Source organism: Ideonella azotifigens (assembly GCF_006519715.1).
Taxonomy (GTDB): domain Bacteria; phylum Pseudomonadota; class Gammaproteobacteria; order Burkholderiales; family Burkholderiaceae_C; genus Ideonella; species Ideonella azotifigens.
Genome location: NZ_VIDT01000014.1, coordinates 1 through 24,933, shown reverse-complemented (window position 1 = coordinate 24,933; position 24,933 = coordinate 1). Strand labels below are relative to the sequence as shown.

At 63.4% G+C, this 24,933-nt stretch carries 23 protein-coding genes, 2 tRNA genes and 1 pseudogene; 7 read left to right on the top strand and 19 right to left on the bottom strand.

Features of this window, described 5'->3' with window-relative positions; translation table 11 throughout:
• Positions 1-89: 89 nt before the first annotated feature.
• On the bottom strand, positions 90-1,079 hold the full coding sequence (locus tag FKP22_RS02310; RefSeq protein ID WP_141284787.1) for a 2-hydroxyacid dehydrogenase: 990 nt from the start codon (positions 1,077-1,079) through the stop codon (positions 90-92).
• Between the two features lie 39 nt (positions 1,080-1,118).
• Complete coding sequence (locus FKP22_RS02305; protein WP_141284785.1) at positions 1,119-2,363, bottom strand: polyhydroxyalkanoate depolymerase; 1,245 nt, start codon at positions 2,361-2,363, stop codon at positions 1,119-1,121.
• Positions 2,364-2,545: 182 nt separating this feature from the next.
• On the opposite strand from FKP22_RS02305, the gene FKP22_RS02300 reads away from it, so the two are divergent.
• The gene (locus FKP22_RS02300; protein WP_141284783.1) at positions 2,546-3,217 is read left to right on the top strand and encodes a glutathione S-transferase family protein; all 672 of its coding nucleotides are present in this window, start codon (positions 2,546-2,548) and stop codon (positions 3,215-3,217) included.
• Between the two features lie 3 nt (positions 3,218-3,220).
• Here FKP22_RS02300 and FKP22_RS02295 read toward each other — a convergent pair whose 3' ends face one another.
• Both FKP22_RS02295 and yedA read right to left on the bottom strand, forming a co-directional pair.
• Positions 3,221-3,643: a cupin domain-containing protein gene (locus tag FKP22_RS02295; protein WP_141284793.1), complete on the bottom strand. Its 423-nt coding sequence runs from the start codon at positions 3,641-3,643 to the stop codon at positions 3,221-3,223.
• A gap of 104 nt (positions 3,644-3,747) precedes the next feature.
• On the bottom strand, positions 3,748-4,647 hold the full coding sequence (gene yedA / locus FKP22_RS02290) for a drug/metabolite exporter YedA (RefSeq protein WP_141284781.1): 900 nt from the start codon (positions 4,645-4,647) through the stop codon (positions 3,748-3,750).
• Positions 4,648-4,754: 107 nt separating this feature from the next.
• Here yedA and FKP22_RS02285 point away from each other — a divergent pair, with 107 nt between their 5' ends.
• The 3 genes from FKP22_RS02285 to FKP22_RS02275 all read left to right on the top strand — a co-directional run bounded on the left by FKP22_RS02285 (position 4,755) and on the right by FKP22_RS02275 (position 5,916).
• Positions 4,755-5,273: an Lrp/AsnC family transcriptional regulator gene (locus tag FKP22_RS02285; protein WP_141284779.1), complete on the top strand. Its 519-nt coding sequence runs from the start codon at positions 4,755-4,757 to the stop codon at positions 5,271-5,273.
• Between the two features lie 28 nt (positions 5,274-5,301).
• Positions 5,302-5,805, top strand: coding sequence for a ribonuclease E activity regulator RraA (rraA, locus tag FKP22_RS02280; RefSeq protein WP_141284777.1), 504 nt, complete (start codon positions 5,302-5,304; stop codon positions 5,803-5,805).
• A 34-nt stretch (positions 5,806-5,839) separates the two neighbouring features.
• Positions 5,840-5,916 (top strand) — tRNA-Pro (locus FKP22_RS02275).
• A gap of 92 nt (positions 5,917-6,008) precedes the next feature.
• Here the strand turns inward: FKP22_RS02275 and FKP22_RS02270 are convergent.
• Both FKP22_RS02270 and zwf read right to left on the bottom strand, forming a co-directional pair.
• On the bottom strand, positions 6,009-6,188 hold the full coding sequence (locus tag FKP22_RS02270; RefSeq protein ID WP_141284775.1) for a YodC family protein: 180 nt from the start codon (positions 6,186-6,188) through the stop codon (positions 6,009-6,011).
• Positions 6,189-6,248: 60 nt separating this feature from the next.
• Complete coding sequence (gene zwf / locus FKP22_RS02265; RefSeq protein ID WP_211361279.1) at positions 6,249-7,712, bottom strand: glucose-6-phosphate dehydrogenase; 1,464 nt, start codon at positions 7,710-7,712, stop codon at positions 6,249-6,251.
• A 102-nt stretch (positions 7,713-7,814) separates the two neighbouring features.
• Between zwf and FKP22_RS02260 the strand changes: the two genes are divergently transcribed.
• Positions 7,815-7,891 (top strand) — tRNA-Arg (locus FKP22_RS02260).
• Between the two features lie 111 nt (positions 7,892-8,002).
• On the opposite strand, the gene FKP22_RS02255 is transcribed toward FKP22_RS02260, so the two are convergent.
• From FKP22_RS02255 to FKP22_RS02200, 12 genes are all read right to left on the bottom strand, one after another.
• A protein-coding gene (locus FKP22_RS02255; RefSeq protein WP_170200719.1) for an IS3 family transposase occupies positions 8,003-9,198 on the bottom strand; the annotation gives its coding sequence in 2 pieces (ribosomal slippage) (positions 8,003-8,934 and positions 8,934-9,198; 1,197 coding nt in all).
• A gap of 217 nt (positions 9,199-9,415) precedes the next feature.
• Positions 9,416-10,978, bottom strand: coding sequence for a methyl-accepting chemotaxis protein (locus tag FKP22_RS02250; RefSeq protein ID WP_141284771.1), 1,563 nt, complete (start codon positions 10,976-10,978; stop codon positions 9,416-9,418).
• Between the two features lie 207 nt (positions 10,979-11,185).
• Positions 11,186-12,895: a sulfatase family protein gene (locus FKP22_RS02245; protein WP_170200718.1), complete on the bottom strand. Its 1,710-nt coding sequence runs from the start codon at positions 12,893-12,895 to the stop codon at positions 11,186-11,188.
• 59 nt (positions 12,896-12,954) lie between these two features.
• On the bottom strand, positions 12,955-14,442 hold the full coding sequence (locus tag FKP22_RS02240) for a sulfatase family protein (RefSeq protein ID WP_141284767.1): 1,488 nt from the start codon (positions 14,440-14,442) through the stop codon (positions 12,955-12,957).
• A gap of 47 nt (positions 14,443-14,489) precedes the next feature.
• On the bottom strand, positions 14,490-15,473 hold the full coding sequence (locus FKP22_RS02235; protein ID WP_211361278.1) for a formylglycine-generating enzyme family protein: 984 nt from the start codon (positions 15,471-15,473) through the stop codon (positions 14,490-14,492).
• A gap of 44 nt (positions 15,474-15,517) precedes the next feature.
• Positions 15,518-16,588 carry a porin gene (locus tag FKP22_RS02230; RefSeq protein ID WP_170200717.1) on the bottom strand — a complete coding sequence of 357 codons (1,071 nt, stop codon included), beginning with the start codon at positions 16,586-16,588 and terminating at the stop codon, positions 15,518-15,520.
• Between the two features lie 53 nt (positions 16,589-16,641).
• Positions 16,642-17,031 carry a DUF202 domain-containing protein gene (locus FKP22_RS02225; protein ID WP_141284763.1) on the bottom strand — a complete coding sequence of 130 codons (390 nt, stop codon included), beginning with the start codon at positions 17,029-17,031 and terminating at the stop codon, positions 16,642-16,644.
• Between the two features lie 2 nt (positions 17,032-17,033).
• Positions 17,034-17,396: a YidH family protein gene (locus FKP22_RS02220; RefSeq protein ID WP_141284789.1), complete on the bottom strand. Its 363-nt coding sequence runs from the start codon at positions 17,394-17,396 to the stop codon at positions 17,034-17,036.
• A 37-nt stretch (positions 17,397-17,433) separates the two neighbouring features.
• Positions 17,434-18,960, bottom strand: a complete 1,527-nt coding sequence (locus FKP22_RS02215; RefSeq protein ID WP_141284761.1) for a sulfatase — start codon at positions 18,958-18,960, stop codon at positions 17,434-17,436.
• A 38-nt stretch (positions 18,961-18,998) separates the two neighbouring features.
• Positions 18,999-19,910 carry a DUF4432 family protein gene (locus FKP22_RS02210; RefSeq protein ID WP_170200716.1) on the bottom strand — a complete coding sequence of 304 codons (912 nt, stop codon included), beginning with the start codon at positions 19,908-19,910 and terminating at the stop codon, positions 18,999-19,001.
• 84 nt (positions 19,911-19,994) lie between these two features.
• Positions 19,995-21,527, bottom strand: a complete 1,533-nt coding sequence (locus tag FKP22_RS02205; protein WP_141284757.1) for a sulfatase family protein — start codon at positions 21,525-21,527, stop codon at positions 19,995-19,997.
• Between the two features lie 7 nt (positions 21,528-21,534).
• A complete protein-coding gene (locus FKP22_RS02200; RefSeq protein ID WP_170200715.1) occupies positions 21,535-22,488 on the bottom strand; it encodes a Bug family tripartite tricarboxylate transporter substrate binding protein in 954 nt (317 codons plus the stop codon).
• A gap of 63 nt (positions 22,489-22,551) precedes the next feature.
• On the opposite strand from FKP22_RS02200, the gene FKP22_RS02195 reads away from it, so the two are divergent.
• The gene (locus FKP22_RS02195) at positions 22,552-23,640 is read left to right on the top strand and encodes a GntR family transcriptional regulator (protein WP_170200714.1); all 1,089 of its coding nucleotides are present in this window, start codon (positions 22,552-22,554) and stop codon (positions 23,638-23,640) included.
• Between the two features lie 111 nt (positions 23,641-23,751).
• Here the strand turns inward: FKP22_RS02195 and FKP22_RS02190 are convergent, their stop codons facing one another.
• Positions 23,752-24,444 (bottom strand): glutathione binding-like protein, encoded by a 693-nt coding sequence (locus FKP22_RS02190; protein WP_141284751.1) that lies wholly within the window; start codon positions 24,442-24,444, stop codon positions 23,752-23,754.
• 50 nt (positions 24,445-24,494) lie between these two features.
• On the opposite strand from FKP22_RS02190, the pseudogene FKP22_RS02185 reads away from it, so the two are divergent.
• Positions 24,495-24,933: pseudogene (locus tag FKP22_RS02185) on the top strand (hypothetical protein); the annotation flags it as partial.

The window sequence follows — 24,933 nt, the reverse complement described above, 5'->3', positions numbered from 1 at the left end:
CGCGGGGCATCTTCTTTGGCGCGGCCATTGCGCTGATGCTGGGCGTGGGCGCGGCCGGGCTGGTCGGCGTCACCCGGCGGCGCTGAGCCTCAGTTCACCGGGTGCAGCGGCCGGCCGTCGCGGGCGAAGCTGGCGACATTGGCCAGCGTGGTCTCGGCAATCGCCGTCAAGGCCTCGTGGGTGAAAAAGCCCTGGTGGCCGGTGATCAGCACGTTCGGGAAGGTCAGCAGCCGGGCGAACACATCGTCCTGCAGCGGCTGGTCCGACAGGTCTTCGAAGAACAGGTCCGCCTCTTCTTCGTACACGTCCAGCCCCAGCGCGCCGATCTGGCCGGTCTTCAGCGCGTCGATCACCGCGAGAGTGTCGACAAGCGCGCCACGGCTGGTGTTGATGAGCATCACGCCCGGCCGCATCGCGGCAATGCTGCCGACATTAATCCAGTGGCGGGTGTCGGGCGTCAAGGGGCAGTGCAGCGTGATGAGGTCGGACTGCGCGAGCAGCGTGGCGCGGTCTGCCTCCTCGGCGCCCAGCGCCAGGCATTCCGGGCTGGGCAGCGGGTCGTGGGTCAGCACTCGGCAGCCGAAGCCGCGCAGGATGCGCACCACGTTCACGCCGATTCGGCCGGTGCCGACCACGCCGACCGTCTTGCCGTGTAGGTCGAAGCCCATCAGCCCGTCGAGCATGAAGTTGCCTTCGCGCACGCGGTTGTAGGCGCGGTGCAGGCGGCGGTTGAGCGCCAGCAGCAGCGCCAGCGTGTGCTCGGCCACGGCGTGCGGCGAATAGGCCGGCACGCGGCCAACGCTCAGGCCCAGTACCTTCGCTGCAGCCAGGTCCACATTGTTGAAGCCGGCGCAGCGCAATGCCACCAGGCGCACCTTGAGTGTTGCCAGGCGCTGCAGCACGGTGGCGTCCAGCTTGTCGTTGACAAAGACACACACGGCGTCTGCGCCATCGGCCAGCACGGCCGTGGCCGCCTCCAACCGCGGTTCCAAGTAGGTCAGCGTGAACCCGTGGCTGGCATTGGCCTGGTCCAGAAACCTGCGGTCGTAGGCGCGGCTGCTGAAAACGGTGATGTGCATCTGGCGCCCCCGTGCTCATGGAAGAGCCATCATGCGCCGTCAATTCATGCTGTGGATCATCTCGCGCACGCGGGGGTAGATCTGCTGCTGCCAGCGCTTGCCGCTGAACACGCCGTAGTGGCCCACGCCGAGCTGCACGTGGTGCTGCTTCATGTAAGGCTTGATGCCGGTGCAGAGGTCGTGTGCGGCAACGGTCTGGCCGATGGCGCAGATGTCGTCGCGCTCGCCTTCGACCGTGAAGAGCGCGGTTCGGCGGATGGCAGCGGGCTCCACCTTCTGGCCCTTGACCACCATCTCGCCCCTGGCCAGGTCGTAGGTCTGGAACACGCGCTCGACGGTTTCCAGGTAGAACTCGGCCGGCAGGTCGTTAACAGCGAAATATTCCTCGTAGAAGGCCTGGGTGTGGGTGGCGCGGGGCAGGTCGCCGGCCAGCAGGTTCTTGTACAGGTCGATGAAGGCCTGGCGATGCCGGTCCGGGTTCATGCTCATGAAGGCGGTCAGCTGCACGAAGCCAGGGTAGACCTTGCGCATTGCACCCGGGTAGCGCCACGGCACGCGGGCGATCAGGTTCTTCTCGAACCACTCGATGGGCTTGCTGATCGCCAGCTCGTTGACACCGGTCGGGTTGATGCGGCAGTCCACAGGGCCGGCCATCAGCGTGAGGCTGCGCGGCTGGGCAATGTGCTCGCGCTGGGCCATCAAGGCCACGGCGGCCAGCGCCGGCACGCAGGGCTGGCAAACGGCCAGCACGTGCGCACCCGGGCCCAGCGTGGCGACGAACTCGATCACCTGCTCGACATAGTCGTCCAGCCCAAAAGCGCCTTCGGACAGCGGCACATGGCGTGCGTTGTGCCAATCGGTGATGAACACGTCGTGGTCGGCCAGCAGCGTGCGCACGGTATCGGCCAGCAGCGTGGCGAAGTGGCCTGAGAGCGGTGCAACGACCAGCACGCGCGGCAGCTCGCTGCCGTTGCTGCCAAGGTCCGCGCGGCGGAAGTGCAGCAGGCTGCCAAACGGGCGCTTCAGCACCACCTCTTCGGTCACCGCCACCGGCTGCTCATGGCCGGGCGCACCCACCATGACCTTGGCGATGTCAAAGCCCGGCCGGTGGTGGGTCAGCCTGAGCCGGGCAAACACATCGAGGCTGGCCGCCAGCGGCTTGGTCAGCATCTCGGACCAGGGGTTCTGGAAGTGCGGCTGATTCAACCAGGACGTGGCCGCGCGAGCGGCCGTCTGCAGCGGCGCCAGGCAGTCGGTCTGCGCTTGGTAGGCGGAATACATCATGGTGTTGTGGGGCCGCGGTGAGAGGCCACTGGAAGCGAGCAAGGCAGAGGCAGCTCCGAGGCAAGGAACGGGCCACTCGCCTGTCGCCTGCGTGACAGTGTTGCGGGCGCCAAGCGGGTGTTTGCGAGGTGGGGCGGGCACAACGCTTGCGAGAACCTGTGCACACAACAGGAGCTGCATTCATGCCCAATGCCCCGGTGACGACCACGCTGACGCTCAGCAGCAAGAACTACTCGTCCTGGTCGCTGCGCGGCTGGCTGCTTGCGCGTTTCGCCGGCCTGCCGTTCGAGGAAGTGCTGCTGTCGCCGGATGACCCGGGCGCCAAGGCCGAGATGCTGCTGCTGGCGCCGTCCATCCTCGTGCCCTGCCTGCGGCATCAGGGCGTGCAGGTGTGGGACACGCTGGCCATTGCCGAGTATCTGAACGAGGTCAAGCCCAAGGCCGGCTTGCTGCCGGCAGACCGCGCGGCGCGGGCGCACTGCCGCGCGATCTGCGGCGAGATGCATTCGGGCTTCACCTCGTTGCGCTCGGCGCTGCCGATGAACCTGAAAGGTCACTTCAAGGGCTACAAGGTGTGGAGCCGCGCCCAGGCGGACATCGACCATGTGCTGGCCATCTGGCAGGACTGCCTGGGCCGCTACGGCGGCCCGTTCCTGTTCGGCGAGCAGCCCTGCATGGCCGACGCGATGTATGCGCCGGTGGTCACGCGGCTGCGCACTTACGACGTGAAGGTCAAGAACGCCGCCTGCGCCGCGTATTGCGACACCATTGCGAGCCTGCCCGAGATGAAGGAATGGACGGCCGCAGCGCTGCTGGAGCCGGAGGCCATCGATGAGCTGGAAGTGGAGTTCTGAAGCTCAGACGCCCCAGCCCTTGGACTCGGGCACATCGCAGACCGGTGCCACGTCGATGGTCGTGAAGTCTGCAGGTCCGACCACTTCCAGGTATTCCATGTCCGGCGAGTAGTCGAACAGGTAGTGGCGCACGCCGGGCCGCTGGTGCACGCAGTCGCCCGCGCTGACCAGGGTTTCCTTGTCCTCGTACATGAAGCGGGCCCAGCCGCGCAACATGAGCACGATGTGGAACTCCGCCTCATGTCGGTGCCAGCCAGTGCCCTTTTCCGGGGCGTTGTGGGCAATGACCAGTTGCGCAATGACCTTGCCGCGGGTGGCTTCTGCAATGCCGAGGTCGCGGTAAAGGAAGAAGTCCCGCAGGCCGTCGCCTCGGAAAGCCGTGTCGGGCGGCCTCACGTGTGAGAAGGCGGTGGCTGGGCTGCTGATCTCGGGCTGATCTGGCATGCGTGGCTCCCACGTAGGCACCGGAAATCCGGTACCTCTGGGCATGCAGGTTTCATTCCCGAGGCGCACGGCCTCGGCAAGACTTGCTACCGGCGCGCACCCACCAGCAGCACCACGCCGGCCAGCACCACGGCCACGGCCGACCACTCGAAGCCGGTCACCGTCTCGCCGCCAATGGCCACGCCCAGCAGCATGGCAATCACCGGGTTCACGAAGGTGTAGCTGGACGCCAGCCCGGCAGGCGCCCGGGCCAGCAGCACCATGTAGGCATTGAAGGCGATCAGCGAGCCGAACACCACCAGGTAGGCCCAGGCGGCGATGGCGACTGGCTGCGGCGGCCACTGCGGCTGCTCGCCGGTCAGCAGCGAGAGCAGCAGCAGCACAGCGCCACCGCAGATCATCTCGCTGGCAAAACCGCTTGCGCCCGGCGCCAGCGGCAGCCTGTGCTGGCTCAGCACGCTGCCGATGGACCAGGTCACACACGCCACCGTGATGGCGATCAGCCCTGCGGTGGACGACTGGAAGCCCGCCCCTTGCGTGAGCATCAGCACACCGACCAGGCCCACCGCGATGCCGGCCAGCTCCAGCTTGCCGGGCCGGATGCCGAACACCAGGTTCACCAGGGCAATCATCATCGGCACCACCGCGATGAAGGCCACCACCAGCCCTGAGCCGACAGAGACCTCGGCCACCGCCGTGCCGCCCATGCCGCCGCCCAGCATCAGCGCGCCGACGATCAAGGCATTGCGCCATTGCCTGGCGCTTGGCAGCGGCGTGCCGCGCCAGCGGGTCCAGGCCAGCAGCAGGCCGCCAGCCACCAGGAAGCGCGTGCCCATCTGGAAATACGGCGGGAAGCTCAGCAGCGCGTATTTGATGACCAGGTAGGTCGAGCCCCAGACCAGCCAGGTGGCGGCGAGGCAGGCGAGGATCAGCGGGCTGAAGGTGGCACCGGCCGAGCGGGCGGGGGTGACGGTGGTGGTCGACATGCGCTCATCGTAGCGAGGCCGCGTGCCGCATTCGATGGGAAAGCCAAGGTCTGATGCCGGGTGGGGTTTGGTTTTCAAGGTGTTTCGCATGCTAGGCTTTGAACACCATGAACGCACCCCTGACCCAGCCCGTCGTCGTCGCACCGCTCGCGCTGGACGCCTACGACACCCGCATCCTGGCCGAACTGCAGGCCGATGCGCGGCTCAGCATGACCGAGCTGGGCCGGCGCGTGCACCTGTCCCAGCCGGCGGTGACCGAGCGTGTGCGCAAGCTGGAAGCCGCCGGGGTGATCACCGGCTACCGCGCCACGGTGGACCTGAAGGCGCTGGGCTATGGCATTCGCGCGGTCATCCGCGTGGGGCGCGCCGAGTACGCGCGGGTGGTCAAGCTGATCCAGCAGACGCCCGAGGTCGTCAATGCCTACAACGTGACTGGCGAGGACAGCTGGGTGCTGGAGATTGCGGTGATCGACGTGGCCCACCTGGACGCGGTGGTGACCCGCTTCTGCATGCTCACCGAAACCAGCACCTCCATCATCCTGAATGCCGCCCGCGAGCACCAGACCATGCTGCCAGCCCGCGGCGAGGACGTGAAGCCACCCATTCGCAAGATTCACAACGCCTGAGCCTTTTCCATCTCCCAAAGGACCCGCCATGCCCACTGAGACGCCCGCGTTTTCGACCTGTGACCTGTGCGACGCCGACAAGGACCCGAGCAATGGCGAGCTGCGTGTGCTGCCGCCGCTGTTCCGCGACTTTGGGGGCCTGACGCGCTTCGCCGGCCCCATCAGCACCGTGCAATGCCTGGAAGACAACTCCCGGGTGCGCGAGGCGGTGATGTCGCCTGGCGAGGGGCGGGTGCTGGTGGTGGACGGCGGCGGCTCGCTGAAGCGCTCGCTGCTGGGCGGCAACCTGGCGCAGGCGGCCGAGAAAAACGGCTGGGCCGGCGTGCTGGTGTTCGGCGCCGTGAGGGATGCAGCCGAGATGCGCGCCTGCCAGGTCGGCATCCGCGCGCTGGGGTTGATTCCGATGCCCACCGAGCGCCGCGACCAGGGCCTGCGCGATGTGCCGGTGCAGATCGCCGGCGAGTGGCTGAGGCCGGGCGAGTGGTTATATGCCGATGAAGACGGCATCGTCGTGAAACGAAGTGCGGCCTGAAAGCTTGATTTCTGGGCTATACTGATGAGCTTGTCGGGGCGTAGCGCAGCCTGGTAGCGCATCTGGTTTGGGACCAGAGGGTCGCGAGTTCGAATCCCGCCGCCCCGACCATTTCTTCTTCAGCCTTGCATCTTCTTTGCAAGGCTTGCCGGTTCAGCGCGGGATGCGTTGAACCGCTTTCAGGTCCTCAGTTTTCCTGCGATTCAGGCTTCCTTCGCTGGCGGCGTTTCCACGCATTCGCCCGGGAACAGGTCGCGCTTCGTGTTGCCCTCCAGGAACCATACGCAAGCGAGCTTCCTGTCGTCCTGCACATACTCGACGACCATCTTGGGCCCGCCGGCCTTCAGGCGAACCACGTCGCCCGGCTTGAAAGTCTCAGCCATGACATTCCTGTGAAGTTGAGCATCGATGGTAACGGCTGCTTTGGGCTGCTTCGTGCAGCCTCAGCTGCCCGCCTTGTTCGGGTCGCGCCAGGCGCGCTCGAAAGGCAGCCGCCAGGCATGCGGCGCAATCAGCTGGTGGATGGACTTCGGGCCCCAGGAGCCGGGCGGATAGAGCCGCACCGGCGGCGGCGCTTCCAGCAAATGGGTGGAAACCTGCCACAGCCGCTCGATGCCTTCTGCGGTGTTGAACAGCGTGTGGTCGCCGCGCATCGCGTCCAGGATCAGCCGTTCGTAGGCCTCCAGCACGTCGCCCAGCATGCCGGTGTCGTGCATCGCGAACTGCAGGCTCAGCTTGTCCAGTCGCATGCCCGGGCCGGGGCGCTTGCCGTAGAACGACAGCGACATCTTCGACGCGTCGGCCAGGTCGAAAGTCAGGTGGTCCGGGCCCTGCGCGCCCACGCCCGAGCCGGGCGGGAACATGCTCTTGGGCGGTTCGCGAAAGGCGATCGAGATGATGCGCTGGCCCTCGGCCATGCGCTTGCCGGTGCGCAGGAAAAACGGCACGCCGGCCCAGCGCCAGTTGTCGATGAAGCACTTCAGCGCGATGAAGGTCTCGGTCTCGCTGGTCGGGTCCACGCCTTCTTCCTGGCGGTAGCCAGCGTACTGGCCACGCACCACGTGCTCGGGCTGGATGGGCAGCATGCTGCGGAAGACCTTGTTCTTCTCCTCGCTGATGGGTGCCGGTTCCAGCGCGGTAGGCGGCTCCATCGCCATGAAGGCCAGGATCTGGAAGAGGTGGGTGACCACCATGTCGCGGTAGGCGCCGGTTTGCTCGTAGAAGCCCGAGCGCGGGCCCAGGCCCAGCGTCTCGGGCACGTCGATCTGTACGTGGTCGATGAAATTGCGGTTCCAGATCGGCTCGAACAAGCCGTTGGCAAAGCGGAAGGCAAGGATGTTCTGTGCCGGCTCCTTGCCCAGGAAATGGTCGATGCGGAAGATCTGCTCTTCGGCGAAGACCTCGTGCAGCTGGCTGTTCAGCGAGACGGCACTGGCCAGGTCCACGCCAAACGGCTTTTCCATCACGATGCGCGAGCGCTCCACCAGCCCGGCCTGGCCTAGCATGCGCACGGCCGACAGCGCGGCACTTGGCGGCACGCTGAGGTAATGCAGCCTGCGGGACTCCACGCCCATGGCCTCTTCGGCTCGCGCCACCGCGGCCTGCAGCGCGGCCGCGCCGTCGGCCAGCGCCACGTAGTCCAGGTTGCCAGCGAAGGCCTGCCAGTCGGCATCGCTCACGCGCCGGCTGCCAAATTCGTCGAGCGCCTTGCGGGCCAACTGGCGAAAGCCATCGGCGTCCATGTCGTCCAGCGACACGCCGACGATGCGGCAGCTCGGAATGAAGCCGGCATTGCACAGGTGGTACAGCCCCGGCAGCAGCTTGCGCCGCGCCAGGTCACCGCTGGCGCCAAACAGCACCACCACCTGCCCGAATTGCGGGCCGACACCAGGATGAATCTTGGCCAAGGGCAGGTCTCCGGTCAGCGGGACCATGTCCCGGGTTGTCGTTCATCCATTGCTCGCAAGTCGCGGGCCGCCGCCCCCCGCCTTAGAATGCGCGGCTTCACACTGCCCGTAGCTCAACTGGATAGAGCAGCTGCCTTCTAAGCAGCAGGTCGGGGGTTCGAGTCCCTCCGGGCAGGCCAAATGTGGTCGTCACAAATCACCTTGTTAAGTCATAGTCCCTTAAAAGTCAACGACTTATAGACACTCGTGTCGCCCGACCTTGCCCCTGGATTCCGTCTCCCATAACTGTTCTACGCGCTGGCTTGCCGTGATTGATGGGCCAGCCAGTTTTCTTCGAACTGCATCGGGCTGACATGGGCCAGCGTGGAGTGCAGACGGCTTCGGTTGTACCAGAGCATCCAGGCCAGCACTTCATCCTTGGCCTGGCGTCTTGTCTTGAACCGCTGGCCATGCAGCCGCTCTACCTTCAACGACCCGAACAGCGTCTCGCTGCAAGCGTTGTCCCAGCAGTTGCCCCGCCGGCTCATCGAGGCTGTGATGCCGTACTCGGCCAGCACATCCCGGAAGTCCTGGCTGGCGTATTGGCTGCCGCGGTCACTGTGGAAGATCAGTCCCGCATCCTTGCTCGGATGGCGCTTGAACCAGGCCATGCGCAGCGCATTGATGACGATCTCGCGTGTCATGTCCTGGCGCAGCGACCAGCCCACCATCTGGCGGCTGAACAGGTCGATCACCACGGCCAGGAACAACCACCCCTCGTCGGTGGCGATGTAGGTGATGTCGCCCGCCCACACCTTGTCGGGCTCGGCCACCTCGAACGCTCGGTTGAGCAGGTTCGGTGCGATGGGCAGGTCGTGCTGGCTGTCGGTGGTCACCTTGAAGCGCCGCTTGCCCTTGGCTCGGATACCGTGCAGTTGCATCAGCTTCTGCACCCGGTCCTTGCCCACCCGGATGCCCCGGGCCAGCAGTTCCTTCCACGTGCGTGGCCAGCCGTAGCCGCCCCGGGTCTCGGCGGGGATGGCCTTGATGTGCACCAGCAGCGCTTCGTCGCTGAGGTGGCGGCGTTGGGCCTCGCTGGCACGGCGCACGAAGTGCTCGTGGTACCCGGCCACGCTCACCTTGAGGACCCGACACTGCACCGAGATCGGCCACACCCGCCGGTTGCGTTGGATGAAGGCGTACTTCACTTCGATGCTGTTGCGAAGTACGCCGTCGCTTTTTCCAGGATGTCGCGCTCCATCTTGACCCGTGCCAGCTCAGCGCGCAGCCGGGCAATTTCCATCTGCTCTGCGCTCACGGGCTTGGCGTCCGCGCGCTTGAGCTTGCCCTCGCGTCGGGCCTTGACCCAGTTGTGCAGCGTCTGGTCCACCACGCCCAGTGTTCTGCCTACCGCGGCGATGCTCTGGCCGCCCTCGACCAGGCGCACCGCCTCTTGCTTGAATTCCAACGTGTAGCGCGCCCTGGGCATCGGCTTTTTCTTCGTCATTTCCGTTCTCCTTGCTCGGATTGAATCACTCAGCAAGGGAGACGGTTTCCGGTGGCAAGGTCAGTATATTTCGGCCCAACTTCGGCGAGCCAATGCCGACGTCGCCAATGTGCTTCGCGAGACGCTGGAAGCCGCAGCTTCCTTCCTGTGCGGCCGTCGCGTGGATCCCCGCTCCTGCGATTCACAGGACACGCGGGAGACATTGCTGGCCGGGCCTTCAGGCCGCCAGGCGAAAGGCCGACATCAAGTCGGACAGTCGGGTTGCCTGCATGCTCAGGCTGTCAGCGGCCGCAGCGCTTTGCTCGACGAGTGCGGCGTTTTGCTGCGTTGCTTGATCGATCTGGCTCAGCGCATCGCCAATCTCGCTGATGCCTGCCGATTGCTGTCCAACTGCGTCCGTGATCTCGCCGATCATGACGCTGACTCTCTGGACCTGTGTCACGATGACGTTCATCGCTGCGCCCGCTTCGTCAGCCTGACGAGTGCCAGCTTCCACGCGATCTGCGCTGGACTCGATGAGCGCCTTGATTTGCCGCGCGGCATTCGCTGAATTCCCAGCCAAGGCTCGGACTTCGCCGGCCACAACGGCGAATCCTCTGCCATGTTCACCGGCGCGAGCGGCTTCGACGGCGGCATTCAACGCCAAGATATTGGTCTGAGACGCGATTTCGTCGATGACAGCGATGATCTCGGAAATCTCGCGTGAGGACTCCTTGATGCCTTGCATCGCGGCCACCACTTCACTGACCAAGGCGCCTCCTTTGGTGGCCGTGGAGGCTGCCTCCCGCGCCAGTTCATTGGCTTGCCCAGCCGCGACCGCGCTGTTCCTTACGGTCCCAGAGAGTTCGTCGATCGAAGCGGCCGTTTGTTGCAGGTTGCCCGCTTGCTTCTCCGTGCGCTGGCTCAGGTCAGCGTTGCCGCTGGCAATCTGAGCTGATCCAGTGGCGATGCTGTCGCTGCTGTTGCGAACTTGCGTCACGATGTGGCTCAAGCCCCTCTGCATCTGAGACATCGCAGCCATCAAACTGGATTGATCTCCTGAATGGACGTCTATCGGAATGTCCAACTCACCCGCTCCGATTGCCTGGGCAGCCTTTCGTGCGGCTGAGGGCTCGCCACCAAGTTCGCGGCGCAGCAGATTGAGCAGGCCCCAGCCGACGCCACATGCGATCAACAGCGAGGCGGCGGCCATGGCCATCATGGCCGAGGCCGCTCTGCTGGCAAGTTCGCGGGCCTTGGCGGACGACGCTTGCATCAATTCCTTTTGCAGGCCTGAAAGCTGTTCGAGTGCCCTGATGAACGCCACCTGCTTGGGGCGAACTTTGGTCAGCAACGCCTCGTTGGCATCTTCGAACTTGCCCTGCTTGGTCGAGGTGAGCACGTTGTCCATCGCCGCGTCCCAGGCCTGATGCGCGTCAGCAATGGCGATGACCAGCGACCTGCCTCTGTCGCCTTCAATGCTCCCTTTCAACTCTTTGAGCAGGTCCCTGATCTCCACCTGCGCATCGTGAAGCTGGTTGAGCGCATCGGGGCGTGCTGGACCATCGGCGGTTCCCGGCATTGTCACGTTCCGCACGGTACGCGCAACGAAGTTGATGTCTTCGCGCACTTTCGCGACGCGCTCGTACTTCGCAATGTCGTCTTCAACGAGAGAGGAGACCGCGTCCGCGGTTTGTCTGAGACGTAGCGAGCCAAAGGTGGCGAGAGCCAACGCAATCAGGCTGATGGCGCCGAATCCGATGGCCAGACGGCCGCCAATCGTCTTTAACTTTCTGAACATGCTTGGTTGTATTCTGATTTCTCCCGCACGCGGGATGGCCCCGTCTTCATCGACGGACAGGGCGCGTGACGAACGGCGCGAAGCTGCCGTTGCTGATTTGCAGCGCGCGTCGAAAGTTCTCTTCAAACATCGGGCCCAAAATGGAGCCCGGCATCAGGGCCGGTTCAACTGCATGGCAATGCGTTTCGTGTCGAACGCCCTGCCGGATCACGAACCGGCCGATACGGAAGCTGTCGGTGCACCTTCGCGCATCTTCTTGTCCTTCGGCAACAGCTCTGCCCCCTTTGCCTGCACGCCGTTGGCCGTTGCGTATTGCTCGTACGCTGCGCGCAGCCTGCGCACGATTTCCGGGTGCACGGCCGCGATGTCCGCCGTCTCGCCCGGATCGACCTCAAGGTCGTAGAGTTCCCAACGGTTCAGATCCGCTGGCTGGGTGAAGGTCGTCAACAGTTTCCAGCGGCCTTGGCGGGCACTGCGAACGCCGAGATGCTCCTCGAAGATCAAGCGCTCGGGCGCGATCGCCTGCGCCTGGGCTGACTGCAGGGCCGGCAGCCAGGAAGCGCCGCTCAGCGGATGGACAGGGCGGCCATGGTAGTGGTCGCCTGGGTTCGGAGCCTTCGCGAGGGTGAGCAGGGTGGGCAGGATGTCCGTCACGTGGACCGTCTCGCGAAGTGCCGGAAGCGCGTGGGTCTGGCCGGGCAGGTGCAGAATGCCGGGCGATCTCACCCCGCCTTCGGTTGTCTCCCACTTGAACCACCGCAGCGGCCCGGAGCTGACTTCGGCCCAGCGTTCGCCATAGGCTACGTTGGAGCGAGGGCGTCCGATGTTTTGGAGGCTGTTGTCCATGTTCGTCTGGGCGACGATGTTCTCCGCCATTGAACAAGCGCCGTTGTCGGAGAGGAACAGGATCATCGTGTTTTCGTACTCGCCGATCTTGCGGAGGTGTTCGACAAGTCGGCCGAAATTTCGGTCCAGGTTGCTCACCATGGCCGCATAGATCTCCATCTTGCGCGCTTCGAGTTGGCGCTGATCGGGCGTCAGATTCTCCCAGAGGGGGGCGTGTGCCGAGTCAGGCTGTGAGCGTGCCGCTGGTGCTTGGGGCGGGAAGAGGCCGAGCTTGCGCTGCCGTGCGATGCGTGCTTCGCGAATCGCTTCATAGCCCACGTCGTACTTTCCCTTGAACCTCGCGATGTCTTCGTCTGGAGCGTGCAGAGGCCAGTGCGGTGCTGTGTAGGCGAGGTAGCCGAAGAAGGGCCTGCCATCGGCTTTGCCGGCGTCGATGAACTCGATCATGCGATCGGTGTAGGTCTTCGTGGAATAGAAGTCCGGCGGCAGCGAGACGCGTTTATCGTCCTCCAGGTAGATGGCATTGTGGTCGGGGACTGTCTCCTTGCCTGGCACAGGCGCCCAGTGCGGCGCGGCACCCGTCATCAGACAGAACGATCGCTCGAAGCCGCGATGCGCCGGACCCTGCTCAGGCTTGCGAGCGAGATGCCACTTGCCTGACAGGTAGGTGTGGTAGCCCGCATCGCGCAGCAGTTCAGCGGCACAGAACGAGCGTTCGTTCAGGTAGCCCTCATACCCAGGCTCCTTGAAAAGGTCTGGCTCGAGAGCCAGCATGTTCTGAATGCCGCCAACCCCCGCCAGATGATGATCTGCCCCGCTCAGCAGGCTGGCGCGCGTGGGCGAACAGACCGGCGCGACGAGCAGGTGAGGCAGCAAACGGCCCTCGGCAGCGAGAGCGTCGAGGTAGGGCGTCGGGATTTCGCTGCCGTATGCGCCGAGGTCGGCAAAGCCGAGATCGTCCGCCAGCACCACGAGGAGATTCGGGCGCCGCGCTGGCAGCGTGGCCGTGTTCGTGGCGCAGCCCTGAAGGCCCCATCCGGCAGCCAGCGTCGAGGCCAAGCCAGCCAGCATGGTGCGCCTTGAAGTCATTTGCGTCATATGTCTGCGGTCCTGTCTCTTCGTGATTGCATCTATCGCTTGATGGTGTCGTTCGATCCGCCGTACGCCTTGCTTCGCCAGCGTTCGGGTTCTTGTGGGACGTGCGTCGGTTTTCCCGCAAGCAGAGCCAACACGTTGTCCAGTTGGGGATCCCCGGTCCGCTTCATTTCTTCGACCAAAGCTTGGGCCATGGTCGCAATGCGATCCCGATGCTCAGGCGCCTTCACGAGGTTGTTGCGCTGGCCCGGATCGAGCTTGAGGTCGTAGAAACCGAGAGGTACGCCGAGGACGTACTCGTCGAGCCGGCGGCTCAGGGCGGGATTGCCTTTGGCTGCCTTGGACATTGCCGGATAGCTGAGTCCCAACATGCCATCGACCTTGAGCTCCAGCTTGCCGTCCGACCAGGGTGAGAACACCAGGGCGTAGCGTTCGTCCTGCACAGCGCGACTGGGATAGGCCATGCCTGTGACCGTCGTGTTGACCTCGGTCGTCACGAAGCGTCGCTGCGCTCCGCCCCGTCCTTCCATCCTCGGCAGTAAAGAATAGCCGTCCAGCGTGCGGGGCTTGGGCATGGACAGGATGTCCAGCAGGGTGGGAAGCAGATCGACGTTGCTTGTCAGGTCCTCGAAGACTGACGGCGTGCCCATGCCAGGCCAGGCGATCAGAAACGGCGTGCGCGTGCCCGCATCCCAGCAGGTGGCCTTGGCGAACGGGAAGGGCATGCCGTGATCGGATGTGAACAGGATCACCGTGCTGTCGCGTTGGCCGCTTTCGTCCAGGGCCTGCAGAATGCGGCCGATCGTGATGTCCAGTCGCTGGGCGTTGTTCCAGTACTGGGCCAACTCCTTGCGAACCTCCGGCAAATCTTCGAGGCACACAGGCACTGTGACCTGCTCGGCCTTGATCTCCCGCGGCACTTTGTACGGACCTTGCTCGCCATGGTCCAGCTCCGCTGCCTGCGGGCTGCCATAGAAGGGGCGATGCGGATCGTTCAGGTTGCAGTTGATGTAGAAGGGCTTGTTCGCTTCTGCTGCCTTGGACATCGCCTCCCGCAGCGCCCGGTCGTAGACCTCCGGATTGCGATCCTTGCCGGGAACCTTCATGTCCCACGGAAAGCAGCTGGCAGGCTGCATGTGTTCCAGCTTGTGGATACAGCTCGTGAAATAGCCATGCTCGCGCAGCACGGTTGTGAGCGTCGGGATGCCCTCATTGATGGGAACAAAGCCGATGCCGCCGCTGTGATGCGGCTTCAAGCCGCACATCATGGCTTGTCTTGACGGCTGGCAGATCGGGGCCGCGGCCCGGTTGTTGACGAACAGATGTGAACGTCGTGCCAGTCGGTCCAGATTGGGGGTCAGGTCTTGCGTTCCGCCCATGAAACCGGGCAGGGACCAATTCATGTCGTCTACCGTGATGAACAGCAGGTTGAGCTGCCTTTTGCGTCCCTTGGCAGCGATACCGGCCTGCGGCATTGCTGCGAAAGCGGCTGCCGATCTTGCGAGAAAATCGCGCTTGCGCATCTGTGTCTCCTTGTGTGTTTCGATCAGGGCGCTACAGCGCTACAGCGCTACAGCGCTACAGCGCTACGGCGAATGCAGCGGAATCCGATGTGCGAAGTACTCGTGTCGATGGCCTGGGGATGTCGAGCAGCCGGGCGAAATCGTTGGCAGTAGTCTTCTGAACAGAGGTGCGAACCCCCCTTCAGAACGCGACGCCCCATCCGTGCGGGCCCGCCGCGAGGGTCGATGCTTTGCGCTTCGGTCGCTCCGCGCGGATTGCGCGTCGCGCAACACGCCGAGGCTTTGAAGGGAAGGTCTTCACCGGCGGCATACCAGTCGTCGGTCCATTCCCAGACGTTGCCGATCATGTCGAAGAGCCCGTAGCCGTTCGCCGGGTAGGAACGCACCGGCGAAGTCCGCAAATAGCCGTCCTCGAGAGAGTTGAGCCAGGGGAAGTGTCCCTGCCAGTAGTTCGCCATGACCTTTCCGCCTGGAGTCAGTTCGCTGCCCCAGGCATATGCCAAGCCGTCCTGCCCGCCACGCGCGGCAAATTCCCACTCCGCCTCGGACGGAAGAACCTTGCCAGCCCACTTGGCATAGGCCACCGCGTCCGCGTGAACGATGTGGACCACCGGGTGATCGCCCAGGTCGCGGAGATCGGAGTCAGGGCCGTACGGTGTTCGCCAGGATGCACCGATGCACCAGGCCCACCATTGGCTCACATCGTCAAGGCGAACCTGGGTACCGGGAGGCACGAAGAGCAGCGAACCTGCTCGCAGTTGCTCACGATCAGCGTCTGGAAAATCTTCAGGGCGCGGCGCAATCTCGGCCTGCGTGATGTAACCGGTGGCGTCGACAAATCTGGCGAACTGCGCATTGGTGACCGGCGTCTCGTCGATCCAGAAGCCGTCAACTTGGACCCGGCGGGTGGGAGACTCCTCTGGATAAAAACCATCGGCCCCCATCGTGAACGAACCGCCGGGTATCCATCGCATCTCAACTGCGGAGGCAGCGGGTGTTTGGGGGGAATTGCCCGAGGTGATGCTTTTCATTGCCGTCTCCAAAGTCACCTGATCCAGGGCCAGAGTTATGGGGGTCAGAACTTGTGGTGGATGCCAAAGTCCAGTCCAGCCGAGTTGCCCCCTGGTGCGATCGACTGCGCTCCATTCGGCAGGAAGGTTGTGCCCGCGCCCTTGTTGTCGAGCTTCGCATACATCGTGTAAACCGCCGTGCGCTTGGAGAGGCGGTGCACGTAGCCGACCGCCCACAGGGTTGCGTCGTTTGCACTTTCCTTCACGGTGCCGGTTGCATTGCGTCTCACGAAGGAAAGCCGGATGTCTCCGGCACCGACGTTCTGGACAGCGCCAATCTGCCACCAGCGCTCTTCGTAGGGGACGGCAGTACTGCGCTTCGACCGTTCGTCCTGAATCATCGCCATCAGCTTCGTGCCGGTGGAGAACTGGTAAGCGGCTGCAATTCCCTTGGTTGTGTACTTGACGATCGAGCCGCCTGTCGCGGGATCTATCTGTGCAAAGTGCCCGCCGACACTGAAGCCTTGGTGCTTCCATTCCAAATAGGCACCGGAATATTTGTCAGCGGTCCCGCCTTCTCCAGGAGCGAACATCAGCTGCCCGGACAGGCCATACTCCTTCGCTTCCCCGGGCAAGAAGTAGCCGATGGCGTTGCTCGCCTGATTGAAGGTCTTGATTCTTAGTGCGGCCGGCGCATGGTTCGGGTTCGGTCCCGCCGACAGAATGTTGATGTTGGAGCCGATGCCATTCGCAGTGAATGGATCGTACTGGGTCGTGATCCGGTAGCTCGGCACGACATCGCGACCCAGACGCAGTTCTCCCAGGCTGCGACTGCCCAGCCTCACCGTGGCTTGGCGATTCCAATAGGTCGTATTGCTTTCGCCGGTGTCCGGTTTGATCTGCGCTTCCAAATGGAAACCCGCATAAAGACCCCCGCCCAGATCCTCCGTGCCGCGCAGGCCCCAACGGCTCGGGCCGATTCCGGAATGGCTCACGCCATTGAACGCCGGGGCCCCCGAGTTCTTGATGTGGCTCAGGCGCATATCCACGATGCCGAAGATCGTGACGGCAGATTGGGCCAGTACAGGGGCCGCGCCTGAACATCCGGTAAGCAATAAAGCCAGCGTCCTTTTCATCTTGTCTCCTAGTGTTTGAGTTGGCCCATTGACCTGGGCTCGGGTACGCTGGTTCAATCTTCTTGGCAATACCTTGTACTCACAACATGTACCTGTTGTGTTTGTGAACTCACCTGGCGATGAGAGGCATGCGAACTCGTGCACATGCAAAGCAGAGCGGTTGAGCAAGCGAGTGCTGCTGCGCACGTCAGCAGGCCCGGTCCGTCGGGATGCATGCTGCGGATCCCAACACGCAGCAGCCGGCGTCCGCGCGTCTGCGACAGCATCAGGGCGATGAGGGCGAGCGCAAGCGTCACCATTCCGGTGACGACCAGAAGCGCGCGATGATCCAACCATGCGGTCCGCAGGATCAGCAGCGCATTGACGCTCAATGCCAGCGCGGTTCTCCGCCAGGCGAGTGAGGTTCTTTCAGGCTGCAGGCCGGGATCTCGCCAGTCAACCATGCCTATGCCGTCGCAAGCATCAACGTGATGACTCCTGCCGTGATGAGGAAGCCTGCTGCGAGCACGAGTACCGATCGAGTGGAGGGAAGGGCGCGTTCGTGCCGCATGGCGATTTCATTGCGCCGCCACTGCCAGTAAGCGCCGATGCTCATGACCGCGGCCAGCCCCGTGAGGAAGCACGCCAATGCAAGGACCCAAGCGCGGGGGCCGAGGTGCGACGAGAACTGTTCAAGAACCACGCCACTGCCAAGAACGGCCATCGCCGTCCGGATCCAGGCGAGAAAGGTTCGCTCGTTGGCCAGCGTGTACCTGTAGTCGGGATCCTTGCCTTCGCCTCGCCATCTGCTGTCAAAAAGTCGAGCCATCACCAGTGTCTCTTTGCCGTACTGCCTTGCGACCGGCCTACGAGGGCCGGCGCGGGGGCTTGAGTCCGATGCGGCTGAATGCTTCTTCGGGCGCATCCAGTTCGGTCAGCTTTTCAGCAATGGTCGACATCAGTCGTGCCTCGACTTGGCTGTCCTGCACGGGGTGAAGTTGTCCCGGGTCGCGCGCCAGGTCGAAGAGCACCGTGGTGCAGTCCTCGTATGTCCCCATGGGATTGACCTGTCCATCTGGCAATCTGCGAGCGGGCACCTTCAGCACGGGTATCTCGCGGGTGAAACTGAAGGGCTGAACCAGTTCCGCCTGTTGCAGGCATGCGGCGGAGAAAAAGCCGCGCAAGTGCGTCGGCATCAGCGTGTACTCGAAGAGGTCCTGCTTGCGCATGTCGCTGGGATAGCGGAAATAGGTATAGCGTCCATCGGTGATGTTTGTGGCTGCACCGAACATCCCGTAGAGCACCGCGTCGTGGTGCTGCGTATCGCCTTCCATTACGTGGCGCAGCGAGCGGCCGAGCGCCGTCGACGGTGCCGCCTGGCCGTGGAAATCCAGCAATGTCGGCATCAGGTCCGTGGTCTGGGTCAGCGCCGACACGCGCGTGCCGCCTTTGTGGGCATAGTCCGGGTGGTAGACGATCAAGGGCAAATGCGCAATCTCGTTGAACATCGGACTGCGGTTCTTTGCCCACCAGTCGTGCTCTCCCAGCAGGAAGCCGTGATCCGTGGTGAGTACCAGCGCGGTGTCGCGCCAAAGGTCGTGCTTGTCGAAGTAGTCCAGCAGCCGACCCAGGTAGGCATCGCACATCGTCACCAGGGCCGCGTAATTGGCGCGTAGCTCGGCGACTTCCTCCTGGGTTTCCCTCAGCCGGTCATACTTGGGCCAGTCCAGGATCGGGCCGGCGTAGCGCGTGGGGTAATGCTCTCGGTAGCGAGCGGGTGCAGTGAAGGGTTCATGGGGATCGAAACACTCCAGGTGCAGCATCCAGTTCTCGCTGGTGCGATTGCGATCGAGAAATTCGAAGGCTGAGTCGAAGCATCCAGCAATGGGATAGTCGCGCTCATCCTTGATGAACTCCCGATTCACGAGGTTGGGCAGATATCGGTCATCCTCAGTGAAGCGTGTCTGCACTGCGTGATATTGCTCGCGGAAGCGCTCGAGGGGCGGCTGGACCATTGCCTTCCACTGGTCGGACTCCTGGCCACGAATGAAGTCAAAGGTGGAATATTGCGTGTGATACGTCGCCCCACCTTCCTCAAAGTAATGGTAGTGGTCTGAAATCAGATGCGTGTAAACGCCGCCCTCGCGCAGGATTGATGCCATCGATGCGTCGAAGGGTTCAAGAGGGCCCCACGAACGGTGGAGGAATGAAAGCCGGCCCGTGTGAAGATCACGGCGCGCTGGCATGCAGGGAAGACTGCCTGCGAAGTGCTTGTCAAAGCGAATGCCGCGTTCGGCCAGCCGACGGGAGTTCGGACTTGCCACTTCTGTCCCGCCAAATGCCTCCAAGGCCAGGTAGTTCAGCGAATCGAAAAGGAGAAAGACGGTCTTCATGGGGAGTCCCGGAGAGCGGTGGAGCGGGTCCGCCGGTTTCAGTTTGTCGTGCGGACTTGATCAATTTCGGAGAAGCGCAGCGTGATGCTGTAGTTGCGCGATTCACCCGGCTCCAGCCGAGTGCTTTGCTCGCTGCGGCCACCAGGCAGGCGGCCACTTGCGCACGGCTCGATCGCCAGCAGGCCACAGGCTGGCCTGAGGTCTTGCCATACTTGGAGATACGGCAACGATGCGGTCCCGAACGAAACATCGAGACAGATCGCCTTGGTCCCACGGCCTGCAGACAGAATTCGGACCTGGGCGGTCGAGGCGTTGCCACTCGAGATGCAACGCGCTTCGCCGGTCCCATTCTGATCAGCCATCTGGATCGGCCCGAGAAGGGCGCGGCCATTCAATTCGACGGTGCCGCCGTCTGTCACCAGCGGATGCCCGAGGTTGAAGTGATACAGGATGTCGTGTACCTGTACATGCGAGCTGTCATTGGTCACGGTGTCCTGGATGGTCAGCGCCGTATCGCCAATCGGCGCCGCAATGCAGCGCTTGAGGCGCAAGCATTCGGCTCCCAGCCGGTACTGGATGACCTCGGCTTCCGCGATCAGTGTGGGCGTTGCGCAATCCCAGCTTTCCGCGCTTGTCAGCAAACGGGCGGGCGTCATCGGGAAATGTCCGTGCAGCGGATGGGGCGAGTCCGGCTGGCGGACGTGGTCGAGTCCGCAAGTCATCAGCAGTCCCGACAACATGCGACCGACCCCATGCCCAGCGTCATGCTCGGACCGCGTCAGCATAGGATTGGAGAAGCCGGATGGGGATTGCCAGGCCAGCGGTATGCCCTTGAACCACAAGGGACCGATATCGAAGGAGCGATCTGTCATCGCCCAGAAGTCCAGGCCGCCGCCTGTGCTGAACGCAAGGGCGCGTACACCGCGTTCCGCACCTTCGTCGAGTGTCATTCGGCGAACGCTCGCAAATTGCCTCAGATCTCCGACGAGTGGGCGCAGGCGCTTCGCGCAAATGGCGTCAGGTGAGGTCATCGTTCAGGCCGCGATACTCGATGCCGCATGTCGAGGCTCGTCGCCAATCTCTGCCATCGTCCGGTCGAGCAGGGCCGTCATCTCGTGCACGATGCTGCGATAGGCTGGATCGTCGTAGACGTTGATCAGCTCAAGTGGGTCCGCGTTGCAGTCGAACAGTTCCCATTCGGGCGCCTCGCCGCCGCCTTGCGAACCCGGTGCGCCGAGCCCCTGGTTGTACCAATACACCAGTTTGTACTGTTGGGTTCGGATGCCGTAGTGCGCATAGGCATTGTGAATGGCGTCTCGGTGCATCCAGTAGCGGTGATAAGCAACTTGGGACCAGTCCGTGGGTGTCGCGCCCTTCAGCAGCGGACGAAGGCTCCTTCCCTGCATGTAGGTGGGAACAGGAATGCCGGCGATGTCGAGGAAGGTGGGAGCGAAATCAACGTTGGATGCAATGTCGTTGCAGATCGTCCCGGGCGGGATCTCACGCGGGTAGCGAACGAGGAACGGCATCTGGAAAGATTCCTCATACATGAAACGTTTGTCGAACCAGCCATGCTCACCGAGGAAGAATCCCTGATCCGAGGTATAGATGACCAGCGTGTTCTCTGCGATGCCTTCGTCGTCAAGCAGTTGGAGCAGGGTGGCGACGCTTTCGTCCACGGCAGCCAGCGTGCGGAGATAGCGCTGCATGTAGCGCTGGAACTTCCAGTCCGTGTAGGCGGCCTCATTCTGGAAAGTGAACACCTCACCGGTGTCCTTGTCGATGAGTCGCACGTCGCGAATGTTCTGGGGATTCGGAAGCTTGCGCATCTGTGCCCCGGGGAACTGCGGCTCGCCCACCTCACGTCCCCCTTCCGGTTGGACTACACCAACGTCGCGGTAGGTCATGTCATCTGCAACGCGCATCTTTGCCGCGGCTGCAGCGCGCGCACGATTCTTGTAGTCGTCGGAGAAGGTGTCGGGTACGGAAATTCGTTCCTGGAAAAGATGTTTGTGACGCGGATGCGGCTCCCAGGGGCGGTGTGGTGCCTTGTGGTGGCACATCATGAAGAAGGGCTTTGATCGATCACGCTCGCGAATGAAGCGCGACGCCTTTTCCGTGATGATGTCCGTGGCATAGCCGGACTCGTATGTCTTTCCAGCCGGCTCGAGAAACACGGGGTCGTGGTACTCACCTTGGCCGGGAAGGACCGACCAATGGTCGAAGCCGCTGGGTTCGTGCGCCTTGCCTTCGCCGAGGTGCCACTTGCCGATCATTGCCGTTTGGTAGCCGTTCGATCGCAGATGCTTCGCGACGTGCGGCAAGCGATTGTTGAACTTGCTATCGAGCGTGACGACGTCGTTCACATGGTTGTGGGTGCCGGTGAGGATGGTCGCGCGGCTGGGGGTGCAGATCGAGTTGGTGACGTAGCAATGATTGAACCGCATTCCCTCTTGGGCGAGGCGATCGATGCCAGGCGTCGCGTTGATGCCATGGCCGTAGCAGCCGATCGCCTTGGAGGCGTGATCGTCGGCCATGATGAAAAGGATGTTGGGACGCTGGTTCATGCTTGCCTCATTCAATCTTCAGGTCTGCGGACTTGACGGCCTTCTGCTGGATTTGGGATTCGTGGGCGATCGCGGCGCTGAAATCGGCTGCCGTCTTGAAGACGACGTCCTGTTGCGTCGTTTTGGATGAGATGAGGTACTTCTCATCTTTCGTACCGATCTGGCAGGCGTTCTCAAGAGCTTTGAGGATGGCGGGTGGCGTGCCCTTGGGGGCATACAGGCCGCCGAAGAGCTGTGCGACGACGGGGAAGCCCTGCTCCGTCATCGTGGGCACGCCGGGCGCCTCGGGCAGCCGGTTGGGAGAGAAGACACCCAGCATGGGGAGTCCTTGAGCCTGAGCCTGGCCAACGGACACCGTTCCAATCTGAACTTCCCCAGCCTTCAGCGCCAGGATCAGTGGGGGATCACCTCGGTAAGGGACTGCGCGAAGGTCGACCTTCGCTTTCTGGGCCAGTTGGATGGTTGCAAGGTGAGGAAACGAGCCGATGCCGCCCGTCCCATAGGCAATCCCATCCGGTGCGGCGCTGGCGGCTGCCACGACCTCACGGACGCTCTTCAGCTTCGTATTCGCTGGCGCAGCCAATGCATAGTTGTTGACGAAGGTCTGGCAAACGCCGGTCAAGTCCTCCGGCTTATAGGGCAGGTGCTTCAGATGAGGCTGGAGGACCAGCGGGCCCACCGGACCGAAACCGAGCGTGTACCCATTGGCCTGGCTCTTCGCCACTGCGTTCGTCGCGATGGTGCCGCTGGCGCCATCGCGATTCTGGACGATCACAGGCTGTCCCAGGGTCTTCGACATGCTCTCGGCGAGCGCTCGGCCCAAGATGTCCGCTGCTCCACCGGGCGAAAAGCCGACGTAGATCTGGATCGGGCGGAGCGGCCACTCGGCATGGGCGAGCGAGCTGAGACCAACGAGTGCCAGCACGGCCGCAGATTTGGAAAATTCAAAGGACTTGATCATTGTTGTCTCCAGTGTGGCCATAGATTAGGTACGATACTTTGTACCCGCAACATATACCTGCCCATGAACGTGCAAGATCTTGAAGTTGCTTTGCGCACCCGTGTCGACCTGGCGGCCCATGGGGATCGCCTGCCACCGGTGCGCCAGCTGATGCGCGAGTACAAGGTGGGTCAGGCGGCCGTCCAGGAAATTCTGGGCAGAATGGCGCGCCAAGGCCTGTTGCAGCTTCAGGTCGGGCGCGGCACCTTCGTTCACAAGCCGGGCCAGGGGCGCGGTTCGCCTCTCGCTGGTGCGCGGGTCTTGGTGCTTTCCGCCCGTGTCCAAAGCGAACGAAGCCACCAGGTGGCGCGACGGGTCCAGGAGCAACTGGGAGCGGCAGGAGCGCGCTGCGTGCAACTGGTCTATGAGCGGCTTGAAGAAGCGCTGGAGGTGCTGCGTCTGAGTACCCGGTTCGATGCCTGCGTGCTCCAGTCCTACTTCGACGCGATCCCGCTCGGGCTGCTGTCGTTTCTCAGGGAGCGCTGCGGCGCCGTCGTCGTGGATGGCGCGCGCGTGACCGGGGTTGATCTCGATGCTGTTGCGTCAGATTGGCGCGGGGCACTGGACATGGCGATCGAGCAGGTTGTCGACGCCGGCCACAGACGGATCGCGCTTCTCGCCTGGCCCGGTGCGGTCCAGCCTCTCGAAGGTCTTCGCCACCACTTCGTCAGCCTTCGTCGTGCTCTGAGAAGGCAGGACCGAGAGATGCCGTTGATCGAGTTGGGCCGCATCCCGAAACCCCAGGAGGGTGCGCCTGAGTTGGTCGAGGATGCATTCGCCCGGGTTTGGGAAGACAAGGCCTCGCGTCCTACCGCGTTGTTGGCGCTGGGTCTCGGTCCCAGCGTGTTGGCGTTGAGCGAGACCATCGACCGCCACAGGCTTCACATTCCGCGGGACCTGAGTGTCGTCGTTTTGAGTCACATCGACGTTGCCGATGAGATCAACAGCCGGTTCGATGCTGTTGGCTCCCGGTCGGCCGATGCCGCGCATGCCCTCGTGGCCCAGGTTCGTGACCGCCTCGAGTTTCCTGCCAAGGACCCTGGCACCGTTTACCTCGCCAACCACTATCGGAAGGCGGGTACCTTGCGGGCGCCATCCGGCGCAGGCAAGTAGCGACATGGGCCGCCGCACCGGCCGAGCGCCGCATCGACATTCATGTCGCGCCGCCAGCCTCGCGTGTTGCGTGGTCTGCGTTCGCAAGATCACAGGTCCTGTCAGCCGCGCTTACTTGCGCTTGTACTGTGTGGCACCGAAGAGCATCTCGCGTGCCTTGTCGTCGGTGACCGGTTTGCGGCGGTCCGCCAGCACCTCGACACCACGCATCACTGCGGGCCGTTTGGCCACTTCGTCGAACCAACCCTTGAGGTGCGGGTAGTCGTTCCAGTCAATGCCCTGGTTCTTCCACGAACGCAGCCAGGGGAAGACGGCGATGTCGGCAATGCTGTATTCATTGCCGCCCAGGTAGCGCGAGTTGGCCAGCCGCTTGTCCATCACGCCGTAGAGCCGCTTGGCCTCGTTGGTGTAGCGGTCCACCGCGTAGGCGATCTTCTCGGGCGCGTAGACGCGGAAGTGATGGGCCTGGCCCAGCATCGGGCCCACGCCGCCCATCTGGAACATCAGCCACTCCAGCACCTCGTACTTGCCATGCGTGCTGGCTGGCAGGAAGCGGCCGGTCTTGCCGGCGAGGTAGAGCAGGATGGCACCGGATTCGAACAGCGAGATCGGCTTGCCGTCCGGGCCATCGGGATCGACCAGTGCGGGGATCTTGTTGTTCGGGCTGAGGGCCAGGAACTTGGGCTGGAACTGGTCGCCGGCGCCGATGTCGACCGGGATTGCTCGGTACTTCAGGCCGCACTCCTCCAGCATGATGTGGACCTTGTGCCCGTTGGGGGTGGGCCACGAATACACTTCAATCATGAGCGCGTCTCCTCGGGCGGTGTCAGCCTGAACGCACTCTAATCCAAAGCATGAGCAGGACGCTTCGGCAATGGCTTCTCGGCGGCGCCTCCGGTGCCGAGAGCGCCGTCAAACAATGGTGCGCCAGCGAGGGCCTGGTGCTCAAGCTCACGCACGAGCGAGACGGCTTCGTCATCGAGCCGGCCCGCGAAGGCTTGCCGCTGCGCATCGAATGGGGACCATCGCAGCGGCCTTACCTCAGCGGCATGGAGCTGCGCCTGCGCAGCGAGACCGGCATTGCGCCGCATGTCTACGGTGCCTTGATGCCGCAGGCCCTGCTTGAGGCGTTGGAACGCGCGCTGTTCGAACAGTCCACCGGCACGGTGCAGACCCGTTTCGATGGCGAGATGCCGGAGGAAATGCGCTGGCTGGCGATGGGCGAGCGGCTGGATGCGACGCAGCTCGGGCCGCTGCGCGGCGACTTTGCCGGCGTGGCCAATCAGTCGGCCT

Bases quoted from the DNA above. Each gene is read 5' to 3' on its own strand.
- FKP22_RS02310 (WP_141284787.1), bottom strand. From the start codon at position 1,079: ATGCACATCACCGTTTTCAGCAGCCGCGCCTACGACCGCAGGTTTCTG.
- FKP22_RS02305 (WP_141284785.1), bottom strand. From the start codon at position 2,363: ATGATGTATTCCGCCTACCAAGCGCAGACCGACTGCCTGGCGCCGCTG.
- FKP22_RS02300 (WP_141284783.1), top strand. From the start codon at position 2,546: ATGCCCAATGCCCCGGTGACGACCACGCTGACGCTCAGCAGCAAGAAC.
- yedA (WP_141284781.1), bottom strand. From the start codon at position 4,647: ATGTCGACCACCACCGTCACCCCCGCCCGCTCGGCCGGTGCCACCTTC.
- FKP22_RS02285 (WP_141284779.1), top strand. From the start codon at position 4,755: ATGAACGCACCCCTGACCCAGCCCGTCGTCGTCGCACCGCTCGCGCTG.
- rraA (WP_141284777.1), top strand. From the start codon at position 5,302: ATGCCCACTGAGACGCCCGCGTTTTCGACCTGTGACCTGTGCGACGCC.
- FKP22_RS02270 (WP_141284775.1), bottom strand. From the start codon at position 6,188: ATGGCTGAGACTTTCAAGCCGGGCGACGTGGTTCGCCTGAAGGCCGGC.
- FKP22_RS02250 (WP_141284771.1), bottom strand. From the start codon at position 10,978: ATGTTCAGAAAGTTAAAGACGATTGGCGGCCGTCTGGCCATCGGATTC.
- FKP22_RS02245 (WP_170200718.1), bottom strand. From the start codon at position 12,895: ATGCTGGCTGGCTTGGCCTCGACGCTGGCTGCCGGATGGGGCCTTCAG.
- FKP22_RS02240 (WP_141284767.1), bottom strand. From the start codon at position 14,442: ATGCGCAAGCGCGATTTTCTCGCAAGATCGGCAGCCGCTTTCGCAGCA.
- FKP22_RS02235 (WP_211361278.1), bottom strand. From the start codon at position 15,473: ATGAAAAGCATCACCTCGGGCAATTCCCCCCAAACACCCGCTGCCTCC.
- FKP22_RS02230 (WP_170200717.1), bottom strand. From the start codon at position 16,588: ATGAAAAGGACGCTGGCTTTATTGCTTACCGGATGTTCAGGCGCGGCC.
- FKP22_RS02225 (WP_141284763.1), bottom strand. From the start codon at position 17,031: ATGGTTGACTGGCGAGATCCCGGCCTGCAGCCTGAAAGAACCTCACTC.
- FKP22_RS02220 (WP_141284789.1), bottom strand. From the start codon at position 17,396: ATGGCTCGACTTTTTGACAGCAGATGGCGAGGCGAAGGCAAGGATCCC.
- FKP22_RS02215 (WP_141284761.1), bottom strand. From the start codon at position 18,960: ATGAAGACCGTCTTTCTCCTTTTCGATTCGCTGAACTACCTGGCCTTG.
- FKP22_RS02210 (WP_170200716.1), bottom strand. From the start codon at position 19,910: ATGACACTCGACGAAGGTGCGGAACGCGGTGTACGCGCCCTTGCGTTC.
- FKP22_RS02205 (WP_141284757.1), bottom strand. From the start codon at position 21,527: ATGAACCAGCGTCCCAACATCCTTTTCATCATGGCCGACGATCACGCC.
- FKP22_RS02200 (WP_170200715.1), bottom strand. From the start codon at position 22,488: ATGATCAAGTCCTTTGAATTTTCCAAATCTGCGGCCGTGCTGGCACTC.
- FKP22_RS02195 (WP_170200714.1), top strand. From the start codon at position 22,552: ATGAACGTGCAAGATCTTGAAGTTGCTTTGCGCACCCGTGTCGACCTG.
- FKP22_RS02190 (WP_141284751.1), bottom strand. From the start codon at position 24,444: ATGATTGAAGTGTATTCGTGGCCCACCCCCAACGGGCACAAGGTCCAC.